General features: G+C 66.9%; 13 protein-coding genes. 3 read left to right on the forward strand and 10 right to left on the reverse strand.

The window, feature by feature from the left end:
• Positions 1 to 126: 126 nt before the first annotated feature.
• Both ABV408_RS04940 and ABV408_RS04945 read right to left on the reverse strand, forming a co-directional pair.
• Positions 127 to 2,199: a CocE/NonD family hydrolase gene (locus tag ABV408_RS04940; protein WP_353981339.1), complete on the reverse strand. Its 2,073-nt coding sequence runs from the start codon at positions 2,197 to 2,199 to the stop codon at positions 127 to 129.
• Entirely contained in the window at positions 2,196 to 3,785 is a 1,590-nt protein-coding gene (locus tag ABV408_RS04945; RefSeq protein ID WP_353981340.1) for a BCCT family transporter, read from the reverse strand. The genes ABV408_RS04940 and ABV408_RS04945 overlap by 4 nt, the downstream gene beginning before the upstream one ends.
• 217 nt (positions 3,786 to 4,002) lie before the next feature.
• On the opposite strand from ABV408_RS04945, the gene ABV408_RS04950 reads away from it, so the two are divergent.
• Positions 4,003 to 4,218, forward strand: coding sequence for a DUF3820 family protein (locus ABV408_RS04950; protein WP_353981342.1), 216 nt, complete (start codon positions 4,003 to 4,005; stop codon positions 4,216 to 4,218).
• Here ABV408_RS04950 and ABV408_RS04955 read toward each other — a convergent pair.
• The 8 genes from ABV408_RS04955 to ABV408_RS04990 all read right to left on the reverse strand — a co-directional run bounded on the left by ABV408_RS04955 (position 4,215) and on the right by ABV408_RS04990 (position 11,986).
• Positions 4,215 to 4,619: a hypothetical protein gene (locus tag ABV408_RS04955; protein WP_353981343.1), complete on the reverse strand. Its 405-nt coding sequence runs from the start codon at positions 4,617 to 4,619 to the stop codon at positions 4,215 to 4,217. The two genes, ABV408_RS04950 and ABV408_RS04955, sit on opposite strands and share 4 nt — an antisense overlap.
• A complete protein-coding gene (locus ABV408_RS04960) occupies positions 4,612 to 5,727 on the reverse strand; it encodes a J domain-containing protein (protein WP_353981344.1) in 1,116 nt (371 codons plus the stop codon). Before ABV408_RS04960 ends, ABV408_RS04955 begins: the two co-directional genes overlap by 8 nt.
• A 155-nt stretch (positions 5,728 to 5,882) precedes the next feature.
• Positions 5,883 to 6,317 (reverse strand): cytidine deaminase, encoded by a 435-nt coding sequence (locus ABV408_RS04965; protein WP_353981345.1) that lies wholly within the window; start codon positions 6,315 to 6,317, stop codon positions 5,883 to 5,885.
• The gene (gene deoD, locus ABV408_RS04970) at positions 6,310 to 7,041 is read right to left on the reverse strand and encodes a purine-nucleoside phosphorylase (protein ID WP_353981346.1); all 732 of its coding nucleotides are present in this window, start codon (positions 7,039 to 7,041) and stop codon (positions 6,310 to 6,312) included. The genes ABV408_RS04965 and deoD overlap by 8 nt, the downstream gene beginning before the upstream one ends.
• Position 7,042: 1 nt before the next feature.
• Entirely contained in the window at positions 7,043 to 8,284 is a 1,242-nt protein-coding gene (locus tag ABV408_RS04975) for a phosphopentomutase (protein ID WP_353981347.1), read from the reverse strand.
• Complete coding sequence (gene deoA, locus ABV408_RS04980; RefSeq protein WP_353981348.1) at positions 8,281 to 9,612, reverse strand: thymidine phosphorylase; 1,332 nt, start codon at positions 9,610 to 9,612, stop codon at positions 8,281 to 8,283. The genes ABV408_RS04975 and deoA overlap by 4 nt, the downstream gene beginning before the upstream one ends.
• 73 nt (positions 9,613 to 9,685) lie before the next feature.
• Positions 9,686 to 10,459: a deoxyribose-phosphate aldolase gene (gene deoC / locus ABV408_RS04985; RefSeq protein WP_353981349.1), complete on the reverse strand. Its 774-nt coding sequence runs from the start codon at positions 10,457 to 10,459 to the stop codon at positions 9,686 to 9,688.
• Between the two features lie 255 nt (positions 10,460 to 10,714).
• Complete coding sequence (locus ABV408_RS04990) at positions 10,715 to 11,986, reverse strand: NupC/NupG family nucleoside CNT transporter (RefSeq protein WP_353981350.1); 1,272 nt, start codon at positions 11,984 to 11,986, stop codon at positions 10,715 to 10,717.
• Between the two features lie 325 nt (positions 11,987 to 12,311).
• Between ABV408_RS04990 and ABV408_RS04995 the strand changes: the two genes are divergently transcribed.
• Both ABV408_RS04995 and ABV408_RS05000 read left to right on the forward strand, forming a co-directional pair.
• Entirely contained in the window at positions 12,312 to 13,259 is a 948-nt protein-coding gene (locus tag ABV408_RS04995; RefSeq protein ID WP_353981351.1) for a nucleoside-specific channel-forming protein Tsx, read from the forward strand.
• A gap of 243 nt (positions 13,260 to 13,502) precedes the next feature.
• Entirely contained in the window at positions 13,503 to 14,279 is a 777-nt protein-coding gene (locus ABV408_RS05000; RefSeq protein ID WP_353981352.1) for a DeoR/GlpR family DNA-binding transcription regulator, read from the forward strand.
• The last annotated feature ends 120 nt before the right edge of the window (positions 14,280 to 14,399 follow it).

Raw genomic sequence — 14,399 nt, forward strand, 5'->3', positions numbered from 1 at the left:
TTCGGCGAGCGAAGGCAAGGCAAGGCAAAATCGGTCGAAAAAGCGGAGTTTACACGGGGTAAATGAGCATTTTGAGGCCGATTTTAACGCCGTATTGTCGAGCGCAGGCATTTTGTGAACACCCTCTCAGATGGCGCGACGCGGGATCTCGCGCGTCCAGCGCTTCTCGCTGATCAGTGTCTCGCCCTCGTGGGCGATCTGCTCGGCGCTCAGGTAGAAGGTGGTCTCGTCGCAGTGCAGGTGATAGCGGCTGTTCACCGCCACCGAGAACTGGCCCGCGCCCTCCTCACGACTGGCGCGATAGATCCACTCGATATCGGCGCGGGTGCGGGTGGCGTCGCTGGGGTGGCTCGAATAGACCTCTTTCGCGCGCTGCTCGACGCGCAGGCCGTGATCCTCGAAGCGGATATCGCCCATGTCGTCCTCCACCGTCACTGTCACTTCGCCGCTGCCGACATCCTCACTGAGGGTGCGCCGGGGATGGCCCGGGCGCAGGGTCTCGATCCGGCACGGCGGCGCGCTCTCCGGTGGCTCGAACGGCATCGGCACGTAGGGCGCCTGGCAGATCGGCAGTGACAGCGTCGGCGTGCCGGCCTCGAGGGTGAGATCGGCGCGCCGCCGCGGCGACCACACCAGGGGGAAGCTGGCGCTGGAGAGCGCCAGGCGCAGACGATGCCCCGGGGGCAGCCGGTAACCGATCAGATCCAGTGCCAGGTCGATCTCCATGCGCTCGCCGGGTACCGGCGGGGTGAGCGTGGCGGGGTCGTCGCGCAGGGCGAGGTTGAGGGTGGCGTAGCTGATCAGCGCGCTCTCGCCGCTGGGGGCCACGTCGCACAGGCGCACATGCAGCTGGCCACAATCTTCGGCGCTGCTCAGGCTGGCACGCAGTCGCGGCTGGCCGAGCAGATCGAGCCCTTCGGCGTAGGGCGCGGAGTCGAAGGTCAGCGCCAGTCCGTCGTCGCGGCGCTGATCCGGCGGGAAGTCGGCGCCGAACCACAGCGGAATGTATTCACCCTGCAGCGCGCCGGCGGTCAGCGGCGAGGCGATCGCGCGCGCCGCGCTCAGACGCCCTGTCGGTGCCAGGCCGGCATCACCCAGCACGAGCGGCTGCCACGCGATCTCCTCGGCCGGGGCGGGCCAGGCGCTGGTCTGCACCCACTGGCCCGGACGCTCGAGATACTTGGGCGCCGGCGGCAAGCCATCCTGTAGATAGAAGGTGCAGGGCGGCTCGTCCATGATCCCGGTGTCGATATCCTTGAGCCAGTAGTCCCACCAGCGCAGCGCCTCCTGCAGGAAGCCGATGGCCGGGTCGGGGATCGCGAAGTGGGGGTACTTGTGCATCCAGGGCCCGAGCAGCGCCTTTTTCGGGCAGGAGAGGTGCTCCATCATCCGCGGGATGGTGTTGACGTAGGAGTCCGCCCAGCCGCTGATCATGTAGACCGCGGCCTCGATATCGGCATAGTTCTCGCAGATCGAGCCGTGTTGCCAGTAGGCGTCGCGCTGCTGGTGGCGCAGCCAGGTCTCGGCCAGCAGCGGCATGTTGTCGAGGCGGTGCTTCCACAGCTCGCGCCAGCGCTCGCCGACCAGCGCAGGATCGGGCACGGCAGCCGAGAAACTCAGCATGGTCGCCGCCCAGCCCAGGTTCTCCAGCAGCATGTTGCCGCCCTTGTAGTGGATATCGTCGGCGTAGCGGTCGTCGGTGGAGCACAGGGTGATGATCGCCTTGAGCGGCTCGGGTCTGAGCGCGGCCAGTTGCAGGCTGTTGAAGCCCCCCCAGGAGATACCCATCATGCCCAGCTTGCCGCTGCACCAAGGCTGTGCGGCGATCCAGTCGATCACTTCCAGCGCATCGGCCTGCTCCTGGGGCGCGTACTCGTCCTCCATCAAACCGTCGGACTCTCCGTTGCCGCGCATGTCGACGCGCACACAGGCGTAGCCGTGGCCGGCGAGCCAGGGGTGGGTGAGCTCGTCGCGCACCGCGGTACCGTCGCGCTTGCGGTAGGGCAGGTACTCGAGAATCGCCGGCACCGGGGTCGCTTCGGCGTCTTCGCCCGGTGTGCCGATGGCTCCTTCAACCGGTGTGCCGATGGCTCCTTCGGGTAACCAGATCCTGGCTGCCAGTCGGGTACCGTCGGCGAGCGTGATCCACTGATTCTCGATCTCGCGAACGCGGTGGGGAAAATCCTGCTTGATCTTCATGCCTGGTCCTTGGCTGTGCGGGAAGGAGTCGAAGGTGTCGCCACAGCGCCGAGCCGTTCGGGGTGCTTGAGCCACACCCACAGTGAGCCGGAGGCGAGCAGCACGATCAGCATCGACGGCAGGCCGCCGAGATTGGAGAGCATCTTGATGCCGTCGATACCGACGAAACTGACCATCACCCAGGAGACGGTGCCGACGATCACGCCCCAGATCACCTTCATGGCGACCCCGGCGTTGAGATCGGAGTCGGCGGTCAGACCGCGGGTGCAGAGATTGCCGATGGCGTCGGTCTGCGAGTCGGCGGCAGTTACGTAGGAGATATAGGCGATGAACAGCAGCAGCGGCACCCACACCTGGGACAGTGGCAGGTGGCGGAAGAGCTCGTAGAGCACGTTTTCCACCCCGCGCTGATCGAGCACGGCGTAGAGGTCGACGCCGCCTTCTCCGGCGCCCAGGTGTGATTGCCCAAGGTGTGATTGAAAGTAGAGCGCAGTGCCGGAAAAGATCAGGATCCAGACGCAGGCGAACAGCGCCGGGTAGAGCAGATTCACGCGCAGGAACTGGCGCACCGTGTAACCACGCGAAATCTTGCCCAGGAACAGCGCCGCCACTGGCGCCCAGGCGAACCATACTGCCCAGTAGAAGATCGACCACCACTGCGGCCACTGATCGTTGCCCGCGGCGCCGGTGAACAGGCTCTTGGTGAAGAAGTTGTCGAGGTAGACGCCGAACGACTCCACCCCCAGGGCCAGACAGAAAACGGTGGGGCCGACCACGAACACGAAGGCGCCGAGCAGCAGCAGCAGCACCGCATTCAGCGACGACAGCCGGGCGATACCCTTCTGCAGGCCACTGGCGGCGGAGAGCACGAAGGTGACCACGATGACGGCGATGATCACGCCCAGGCGCAGCGGACTGGTCTCGCCGCCCAGGTACTGGCCCACGCCGCCGGCCAGGGTCAGCGCGCCGGTACCCAGCGACGACGCCATGCCGGCGACCAGGGCGTAGAGCGAGATCGCGTCGATCAACCCGGCGCAGCGCTTCACTCGTGACCCGAACAGCGGCTCCAGCATGCTCGAGATCGAGAAGCGCAGGCGCAGGTTGTAGAAGGCCAGGGCGAAGATCAGCGCCGGCACGGCGTAGATCGCGTAAGGCGTGAACGACCAGTGCAGGAACAGGGTCGACATGGCGAACAGCATGGCGTCACCTGAGCCGGCCTCGATGCCGGAGGACGCCGGTGGCCCCATGTAGTGATAGAGCGGTTCGGCGGTGGTCCAGAACAGGACCCCCACTGCTAGGGTTGTGCACAGGGTGATCGAGAACCAGCGCAGCGGCGAGAGCAGCGGGGTGGCCTCGGCGCCGCCGATGCGCACGCGGCCGAGGGGCGAGACGTAGACGATCAGCGCCATGATCAGCAGATAGAGGCTGCCGAGACTGAACAGCCAAGAGAAGTTGTCGAGTACCGCGGCGTTGAGTGCGCTGGCGGTGGCCAGGAAGGCGTCGAGATCGACATAGCTGGCGATCACGGCGCCCAGCAGGATCAGAAAGGTCGGCCAGAACACCAGCGGCCGCAGCGAGGTTTGCATACCCATCTCCGGTTATCGTTATCGTGTGGCGGCAGGCGCGCAGCATGCGCTGTCGTCATGTGGATATACCCTAACTGCTTCTGCCGGGCGCCCTTCAAGCGCTGTCTAGGCATGGGGGTATGCGCCCGACGCATGCCGGGCGAGCAGGCAGGCAGCGGCGCGACGATCCCGGTAGGATGGGCCGCATGCGAAATGGCGGACCGACCCAGGAGCGACGATGGAACCCGAGGATCTGAAAAAACTGGTGAGCGTGCGCATGCCGTTCGGCAAGTACGAAGGCCGTCTGATCGCCGATCTGCCCGGCCCCTATCTGGCCTGGTTCGCCCGCGAGGGCTTTCCCCGCGGCGAGATCGGCCAGCTCCTGGCGTTGATGCACGAGATCGACCACAACGGCCTCAGCGATCTGCTCGAACCGCTGCGCCGCCGCGGTTAAGCCAGTAGCCTGCCGAGCAGATGGGCCACCATCAGCCCCACGCTGACTGCCACGGCGAGCCACAGGCGGCGGGGTCGGCGGCGCTGGTACTGCTCCAGGGCGACGTCGAGCTTGCGCGTCAGCTGCGCCTGGCGGGTGGTGGGGGCGCCGGGCGGCGAGAAGTCGTTGGCGGCGTCGCCGTGCCAGTGCGGGGCGTGGGTCAGGCCCAGGCCGGCGCGCAGGCGACCGATATCGCCGAGCAGCTGGTGCATCTCGTCGTACTCGGCGCGGCGCTCGGGCGAGCCGAGCGCGGCCTGGGCATCCGCCTTGAGCGACTGATTGGCGCAGTCGCGGATAGCGCGCTCGATCTCTTCCGCGCTGGCGGTGGGGGAGACGCCGAGACGTAGATAGAGATCACGCATGCTGCATCAACAGGTCGTAGGCGTTCTTGATGCGCTGGAAGCGCTGCGAGGCGAGGGTGATCCGCCACTCGCTCTGGCCATGGAAACGGTCGGGATGGTGGCGCTGAGCCAGGCGCCGGTAGGCGAGCTTGATCTCGCGGGGTGAGGCATTGGCATCCAGCTCCAGTTCGATCAGCGCGCGGCGGATCGGATAGGACGGCGTTTGCAGGCCGGCGCGCTGGCGCTGCTCCTGCTCGTGACGCCGCTGCTGGCGCTCGCGCTGTTGCTGGCGTTCCTGCTCCTGCCGCTGTCGTTGATCATGTCGCTGCTGCTGGCGCTCCTGATTCTGGCGTTGCTGCTGTTCCCGGCGTTGACGCTGCGCGGTCTCCTCGCGCTGGCGCTGGGCTTGTGCCTCGGCCTGTTGCCGCGCCTGCTCACGCTGCTGTGCCTCCGCTTCGGCCTGGCGCTTGGCGTGGGCCTGGGCGCGGCGTTCGCGCTCTGCCTGTGCGGCGGCTTCGCGCTGCTGCTCACGTTCGCGGGCCTGTTGCGCCTGCTGGCGTCGCCACTGTTGTTGCTGCTTGTGCTCGCGCCACTGGTTCTCGGCCAGGCGCCGGACCCGGTCACGCCAGGAGGCGCGGGGCTCGCCGGCGTGCGCCTGGGTCGAGCCGGTATCGGCCTCTGCGGTGTCCTCGGCTTCCGGCTCGGCGGGCTGCCAGTGGCTGCGGTGGCTGAGATCCTCGGGGGCGGCCAGGGCGCGCCCGGTGACCTCGCGGTAGATGGCGCGCAAGGTGTCCGGCGAGACGCCGCAGAGATCGGCCAGAAAGCGCAGGATATGGTGGTTGCGCAGACTCAGCGCACCGTCACTGGTGGCGACAACCACCGCCTGACGCAGAAAGGCGATGATCGGCCCGGACTGCTCCTTGGTCAGCACTTCGGCGGCGAGCTGAACGTCGCCCAGATCCTGCCGCCTGGCCGCCGCCAGCAGCGTCTCCAGATCGCGGCGATGATGCGCGCGCGCGGCCAGACGCTCGAGATAGCGGCGGTCTTCATCGAGCGGCACGTGCTTGTTGGCAAAGACCCAGCACAGCAGCAAGAGCTCGGCGCTCTCACGCTGATGGGGGCTCTTCACGAGCAGCGACTCGAAGGCTGAGAAGCCGGTGGCGACCATGGGCGTTCCGCATGAGCCGATGCGGCGCATCGGTTAGCTGTTGTTTGTCGCCGAGTATACCCAAATCGCCCCCCCCGACGTCAGCCTCGGAAGCAGCGGCCAATCGACGCTGCGCCTCAGCGCATGCCCGAGCGCTTGGCGAGATTCTCCGGGCCGAAGGAGTCGGGCAGCAGCGCGTCCATGGTGTAGCGCTTGAGTGGCTGGCCGTCGCCGTCGAGGACCACGATCGCAGTCTCGGGGGTGGCGAACTCGCGGATGCGCTGACGGCAGTCGCCGCAGGGAGTGCACAGGTGCTCACCGGGGCCGATCACGTAGAGTTCGCGGATGCGCTGCTCGCCGTTGGAGACCAGGGCGGCGATGGCGCTGGCCTCTGCGCACAGCCCCTTGTAGTTGGCGCTCTCGACGTTGCAGCCGACATAGGTCTGGCCGCTGGCGCTGATCAGCACCGCCCCCACCGGATGAGCGGAGTAGGGCACGTAGGCGTTGGCACGCACCGCGAGTGCAGCCTGGCGAATGCTCTCGGGCACCGCGATGTCGCAGGGGTCAGTCATGGCTCGGCTCCTGGTCGTCGCGCAGCAGACCCTCTAGGGTGATCGCCATCATCTCGGCGAACCCCGTCTGGCGGGTCTGGGCGTCGAGCGCTTGGTGCTTGAGGATGTGGTCGGAGACGGTGCACACGGTCAGCGCGCGGGCACCGAACTCGGCGCACACGCCGTAGAGCCCGGCGGCTTCCATCTCCACTCCGAGGATGCCGTGGCGCTGCATGGTGTGGAAGAAGGCGTCGTCCGGGGTATAGAACAGATCCGCCGAGAATAGGTTGCCCACCTTGACCCGGATGCCACGCTCGTGGGCGGCGTCCACCGTATGGCGGGTCAGGGCGAAGTCGGCGATGGCGGCGAAGTCGTGGCCGCCGAAGCGGGTGCGGTTGACGCCGGAGTCGGTGCAGGCACCCATGCCGATGACGATATCGTTGACGTCGACATCGTCGCGCACCGCGCCGCAGGAGCCCACGCGCACCAGGCGCTGGACGCCGTACTCGGTGATCAGCTCCTTGGCGTAGATGGAGAGCGAGGGTATGCCCATGCCGCTGCCCATCACCGAGACGCGGCGGCCGCGATAGGTGCCGGTGAAGCCGAGCATGTTGCGCACGCGGTTGACGCAGGCGACATCCTCCAGAAAGGTCTCGGCGATGAACTCGGCGCGCAGCGGGTCGCCCGGCATCAGCACGGTGTCGGCGAAGTCGCCCTCGCGGGCTTCGATGTGCGGGGTTGGCATGTCAGTCTCCTGAAGGTCGTGCGGCCAGCAGCGAGGTGCCGTGGTCCATGGCGTCCAGGCCGAAGAATTCGGCCAGGGTCTGGCCGATATCGGCGTAGGTGTCGCGGGCGCCGAGGTCGCCGCTGGGGCCACCGCTGGCGAGCAGCACCGGCACCTGCTCGCGGGTATGGTCGGTGCCGCGCCAGGTCGGGTCGTTGCCGTGATCGGCGGTGAGGATCAGCAGGTCATCGGCGCTGAGCTTGGCCAGCAGCTCGGGCAGGCGGCGGTCGAAGGCTTCCAGCTCACTGGCGTAGCCCTCGGGGTCGCGGCGGTGGCCGTAGAGGGTGTCGAAGTCGACGAAATTGGTCATCACCAGCGTATCCACGGCGGCGGCCCGCGCATCGTCGATCGCCTTCAGGGTCTCTGCGAACAGCGCCTCGAAGCCGTGCGCCTTGCGCACCTCGCTGATGCCGCAGTGGGCGTAGATGTCGCCGATCTTGCCTACGCCGAGCACCTGTCCCCCGCCGTCGTGGAGCTTTTGCAGCACCGTTGGGGTGGGCGGCTCGAGGGCGTAGTCGCGGCGGTTGCCGGTGCGCTCGAAGGTGTCCGGCGTTTCGCCGACGAAGGGGCGGGCGATGACTCGGCCGATGTTGTAGGGCATCAGCAGTTCACGCGCGATCTCGCACAGCCGATAGAGCCGTTCGAGGCCGAAATGGTGCTCATGGGCGGCGATCTGGAACACCGAATCCGCCGAGGTGTAGACGATCGGCTTGCCGCTGGCGATGTGTTCGGCGCCGAGGGCCTCGATCACCGGCACCCCGGAGGCATGGCAGTTGCCGAGTATCCCGGGCAGCTCGGCCTGGTCGATCAGCGCCGCCAGCAGCTCGGGCGGGAAACTCTCCTCGGTCGCGTGGAAGTAGCCCCACTCGAACAGTGCCGGCACGCCGGCGATCTCCCAGTGGCCGGAGGGGGTGTCCTTGCCCGAAGAGATCTCGCGCGCGCAGGCCCAGCCCCCCGCCGGCTCCGCCGGTGGTGTCACTCCGGCGGCCCAGCTGCCGGTGGCGCGATGATGGGCATGATAGAGACCGAGCCGCGCCAGATTGGGCAGTGCGAGCGGGCGTCCGGCGTCGGCACGATAACGGGCGATATGCCCCAGGGTGTCGGCGCCGGCATCACCGAAGGCTTCGGCGTCGGGCGCGTTGCCGATCCCGAAGGAGTCGAGCACCAGCAGCACGGCACGGCGGGGAGTGACGGATGCGTTCATGGCAGATCCTCCTGGCGCAGGGTGGCGTGAACGAGCGGCGGTATCTCGGCCGCGCCCGCCTGCAGACGAAAGGCGTCGACCAGACGCGCGCTCAGGGCCTCGGCTGCCTCAGCGCTGGCGGCGTGAACCCGCAGCAGCGGCTCACCGGCGCTGAGCGTCTGGCCCAGCTCGGCGATATGCGATAGCCCCACCCGCGGGTCGATGGTGTCATCGGGGTTGCGCCGCCCGCCGCCCAGCTCGACCACGGCGAGCCCCAGTGCGCGGGTGTCGATGGCGTGCACGACGCCGTCGCAGGGGGCGGCGATCTCGTGCACGACCGGCGCCGAGGGCAGATAGTGCGTGGCGCGCTGGGTGAAGTCGGCAGGCCCGCCGAGGCCATGGACCATGCGTGCGAAACGCTCCAGCGCGGCGCCGCTATCGAGGGCCTGGGCCAGACGCCGTGAGGCGTCTTCGGTATCACCGGCCAGCCCCGACCGGATCAGCATCTCGCTGGCCAGCGCCTGTGTCACCCGGTAGAGCCGGCTGTGGTGGTCGTCACTGCGCAGTACCTCGAGCGCCGCCGCTACCTCCAGAGCATTGCCGGCGCAGCGGGCCAGCGGCTGATTCATGTCGGTGAGCAGTACGCTGGTAGGGGTGCCGGCGGCGCAGCCGGTGGCGACGATCGCCTCGGCCAGCTCGCGGGCGGCTTCCGGCGTCGGCATGAAGGCGCCGCTGCCTACCTTGACATCCATCACCAGGCTGCCCAGGCCGCAGGCGAGCTTCTTGCCCAGGATCGAGGCGACGATCAGCGGCAGCGACTCCACCGTTGCGGTGACGTCGCGCACGCCGTAGAGGCGCTTGTCTGCGGGGGCGAGCGCGCTGGTCTGGCCGATGATGGCGACGCCGACATCCTGTACCAGGCGACGGAAGGTGGTTTCGCTGGGGGTGACATTGTAGCCGGGGATCGACTCCAGCTTGTCCAGGGTACCGCCGGTATGGCCCAGGCCGCGCCCGGAGATCATCGGCACATGGCCGCCGCAGGCGGCGATCCAGGGGCCCAGCACCAGCGACACGAGGTCGCCGACGCCGCCGGTGGAGTGCTTGTCGAGCACCGGGCCGGCGAGATCGAGGTCGTCCCAGCGCAGCACCTGGCCGGAGTCGCGAACCGCCTCGGTCAGCGCGGTGGTCTCCGCCTCGCGCATCCCATTGAGATAGACCGCCATGGCGAAGGCGCCGATCTGGGCGTCGCCGATGGTGCCGTCTGCGATCCCACGCATGACCAGATCGAGCATCTGTCGATCGAGGGTCTGGCCGTCGCGCTTACGTCGAATGATCTCCTGAATCAGCATCGTCGCTCCTCGTGGGCCATCGTCACCGCTCGTCCTCTCTGCTCGTTCTCTCTGCTCGTCCTCTCCGCTCGACTCAGTAGCCGCTGTCCGCCGGCGTGGCGGCCTTGCCCGAGAGCGTGGCGAGCAGCGCGTCGAGCAGCCCGGAGGCGCCGAAACGGAAGTGTGCCGGGGTCAGCCAGTCCGCACCCATCAGGCGCTCGGCCAGCGCCAGGTAGGCCTGGGCGTCTTCGCTGGTGCGAATACCGCCGGCGGCCTTGAAGCCCACGTCGCGGCCGCTGTCGCGGATCGTACAGAGCATGATCTCGGCGGCCTCGAGGGTGGCGTTGATGTCGACCTTGCCGGTGGAGGTCTTGAGGAAGTCGGCACCTGCATCGAGGGCGATCTCGGCCGCCTGGCGGATCAGCGCGGGGCGCTCGAGCTCGCCGGTCTCGAGGATGACCTTGAGCAGCTTGTCGTCGCAGGCCTCGCGGCAGGCGCTGACCAGCGCCCGGCCGGAGGCGGTGTCGCCGTTGATCAGCGCCTTGTAGGGGAATACCACATCGACCTCGTCGGCCCCGGTGACAACCGCCGCTCGGGTCTCGCGCGCGGCGCGCTCGGCGTTGACGCTGCCATCGGGGAAATTGGTCACCGTGGCGATACGTACCTGGTCGCGCAGCCCCAGTTCGCGCAGCTGGCGATCGGCGGCGTCGATGAAGGCAGGGTAGACGCACACCGCCGCCGGCGAGCCGAACTCGGTCGCCGTGCGCCGACACAGCGCTTCGATGCGTGCGTCGTCGTCGTCGGCATTGAGCGAGGTCAGATCCATCATCGCCAGCGCCTGGCTGGCGGCCTGTTCGAGCGTCTTCATCCGGCTATCTCCTTACGCTTTGTCTGAAAAATGCCTGCACTCGCCCATACGGCGTTAAAAATTGACTCAACATGCTCATTTACACCTCGTAAACTCCGCTCTTTCGTCAATTTTTGCCTTAGCTACGCGCCCCGGTCCTGCCATCGTTCGCCGGTTTTTCAGACAGAGCTACGCACAGAGAGAAAGAGAGGGCGGCAGCGTGGGAGCGGGGCGGCGTCGGTCGCTGCCGCCCCGGCTCGTGTCGGGCCGGCGGGCTCAGGCGGTGCCGGCCAGGGCCAGGAAGATCCCCGCCAGGGTCGCCGACATCAGGTTGGACAGGGTGCCGGCGAGCACCGCCTTGAGCCCGTAGCGGGCGATCTCGTGGCGACGGTTGGGTGCCAGCGTGCCGAGGCCGCCGAGCAGAATCGCGATCGAGGAGAGGTTGGCGAAGCCGCACAGGGCGAACGACAGGATCGCCGCGGTGTGTGTCGACATCGCCTTGCCGGTCTCCGCCACCAGGGTGTCGCCGCTGATATAGGGCGCCAGGTTGATGTAGGCGACGAACTCGTTGACCACCAGCTTCTGACCGATGAAGGAGCCGGCAAGGGTGGCCTCGTGCCACGGGATGCCGAGCAGGAAGGCGAGCGGTGAGAAGAGCCAGCCGAGGATCATCGACAGGCTCAGCGAATCGACGCCGAACCAGCCGCCGACACCGCCGAGGATGCCGTCGATCAGCGCGATCAGGCCGATGAAGGCAAGCAGCATGGCGCCCACGTTGGCGGCCAGCATCAGCCCCGAGGAAGCCCCAGTGGCCGCGGCGTCGAGCACGTTGGCCGGCTTGTCCTCGGCCTCGAGAACCTCCTTGGCCTGGCCGGTGTGGTCGTCCGGGGTCTCGGTCTCTGGCATCAGGATCTTGGCGAACAGCAGCCCGCCAGGGGCGGCCATGAACGACGCCGCGATCAGGTACTCCATGGGGATGCCGAGCTCGGCATACCCGGCGAGTACCGAGCCGGCCACCGAAGCGAGCCCGCCGCACATCACCGCGAACAGCTCGGACTTGGTCATGTTGGCGAGAAATGGCCGTACCACCAGCGGCGCTTCGGTCTGGCCGACGAAGACGTTGGCAGTGGCCGAGAGGGACTCGGTGCGCGAGGTGCCGAGTACCTTCTGCAGCGCGCCGCCGAGGATGCGTACCACCCACTGCATGATGCCCAGGTAGTAGAGCACCGCAGTCAGCGAGGAGAAGAAGATGATGATCGGCAGCACCTTGATGGCGAAGACGAAGCCGATGTTGCTGGGGTCGGCGAGATTGCCGAAGAGAAAGCCGATGCCGTCGTTGGCGTAGCTGATGACCTGACTGACCGCCCCGGAGATGGCTCCGAGCACGCTCTTGCCCACTGGCACGTAGAGCACGAAGGCGCCGATGCCGGCCTGAATCAGAAAGGCGCCGGCCACGGTGCGCAGGCGGATCGCCCGGCGATTGCTCGAGAAGGCGAGCGCGATCAGCAGCAGAACGACGACGCCGACCAGACCCATGATGAGTGTCATGTTGTTGTCCTTGGTGTTGGTCTCGGAGAGGGGGAATTGCGGTTCTGTGTGCGCTTTTTAACATTTTTATGTTTGTCCAGTCACTTATTGTTTTTATTCTGACAACGCCATAGAGTGATCGGCGTCACCGACCCTTTTTTTGCTGGCCGCTCCGCGGCGGCCGGGCTGTGCGCCGAGCAGAGCACCCTGCGCTCGGCGCTGGCAGGGCGGAGATGAACCTGGCGCTGAGGCGCACCGGCAGTGACGCCGCGACAACAATCCTGGCGCGATAACAATGACGCCATGACAACAACGAGGCATGGGAAAGGACATGAACGGGAACGGCATGAGCAAGGCCAGCATCCTGCTGGCGCTGTGGGGGCTGGCGGTCACGCCGGCATGGGCGGCCGGCGACGCGAGCGAACAGGGCAGTGCGCCGGTGATCGAGCAGGAAACACCGGCCGAGGGGCCGCAGGCGGTGGATGAGACTACGGACGGGCCTTATCTCTCCGACTGGTACCACCAGAACCTGACCGTCATCGGCAGCAAGAACATTCGCTTCGGCCCGCAGCAGATCGACGATATCTATCTCGAATACGAATTCTTCGGCCGCAAGGGGCCGCTGGATCTCTACGGCTATATCGACTTTCCCAAGTTCTTCGGCATCGGCAATCGTCCCGACCGAGGCATCTTCGACAAGGGCTCGCCGGTCTTCATGGAGCTCGAGCCGCGGCTGTCGATCGACGACATGACCGGGCAGGACCTCAGCATCGGGCCGTTCAAGGAGTGGTTCGTCGCTTTCGATTACATCCTCGACTGGGGCCACAACAGCGAGAATCGCCAGAACACCCTCTATGCGGGTCTGGGGACCGATATCGACACCGGCTCGCCGCTGGGGCTCTCGTTCAATTTCTACAAGCGTCGCCAGTGGGAGAACTACGGCGCCGCCAACGAGAACTCCTGGGACGGTTATCGCGCCCAGCTCAACTACTCCTACCCGCTGGGGACGTTCGACAACGGTGCCTCGCTGGTGTATGTCGGCTTCACCAACCACGACTTCGGCTCGGACCTGGGGGACGGCAACTCGGTGCGCACCAACGAGTCGACGGTGGCCACCAACGTGCTGCTGTACCAGTTCACCCACCTGCGCTTCATGGCGGTGGCACGCTACTTCCATAATGGCGGGCAGTGGAACGACGGTGTCACCGCGCCCTTCCCCAATGCCAGTGGCGAGAGCTTCGAGCTGCGCTCCACCGGCTGGGGGTATTACCTGGGGGTCGGCTGGCAGTTCTGATCGGCCTGCTCGTCGATCCGTCGTGTCATCGGGGAGCCTGCGGGCTCCCCGATGTGTCTGGGCGGCAGCGGTACGCGTGCCTTGTGCTGTACGCCATTCGCTCACACGGGAGTCTGATGTGACGCGGTTGGCATGAGATGGGGGTTGGCATGACACGGAGGTTGGCATGACATCAGGGCGGCAGTGGATTGGCTTCGAGCGAGAATCAGTGATGATGGCGATGGGGTGGGGGAGAGCGAGCCTATGAACGGACGCAGTGCGCAGCGTCTCGAGCGGCTGAGCGAGGCGCTCAAGCGTGCCGGCACCCTGCCACTCGCCGAGGCGGCGGCGCTGTGCGGTGTCTCGGAGATGACCATTCGGCGTGATATTGCCGCCAGCAGCGGGACCATTGCCTCGTTCGGCGGTCATCTGGTGATGGCTGACAATCCGCAGTTCGCCGCCGCCTACCATCTCGATACCCAGAAGGATCACTTCGCCGCGGCCAAGGCGCGGCTGTGCCGGGAGGCCGCCGCACGCGTGGAGGAGGGCGATACGCTGTTCATCGACTGCGGCACCACGCTGGTGTCGCTGTGCGCACAGCTGCCGCGTCAGTCGAGCGTGACCGTGGTCACCTATGCGCTCAATGTGGCCAACGCCTTCAGCCAGCGCGACATGCCCAACATGCGCCTGGTGGTGCTGGGCGGACTCTACTATCCGGCGTCGCAATCCTTCGGCGGTCAGGACGTTACCACGGCGATCCGACGTCTGGGCATAAACAAGGCGTTCATCTCGGCCGCCGGGGTGCAGATCGACAAAGGCGCCAGCTGCTTCCACTTCCATGAGGTGGCGCCCAAGCAGGCAGCCATCGAACACGCCGAGCGCAGCATCCTGGTCGCCGACGAGAGCAAGCTCGAGGTGATGCGCCCGGCCTTCTTCGCCGAGCTTGCCGAGTTCGATGCGGTGATCACCAGCGGCGAGCCGGGGCGTGCCTGGCAGGCGCGGGTCGCCGCGGCGGATGGACCACCGGTGAGCGTGGTCTGAACCGCCTGAAGGCAGGGTATGAAAGGCTCTGTGTTGACGCTGCCCGCGTGTCAGGCCTTGGCTGACCCTCTGATTTCTGCGATTGATACGGTAATGAGTTGAGATATTCCTGCTTTTCAT

Origin of the sequence: Salinicola endophyticus (assembly GCF_040536835.1) — a bacterium.
Lineage (GTDB): Bacteria > Pseudomonadota > Gammaproteobacteria > Pseudomonadales > Halomonadaceae > Salinicola > Salinicola endophyticus_A.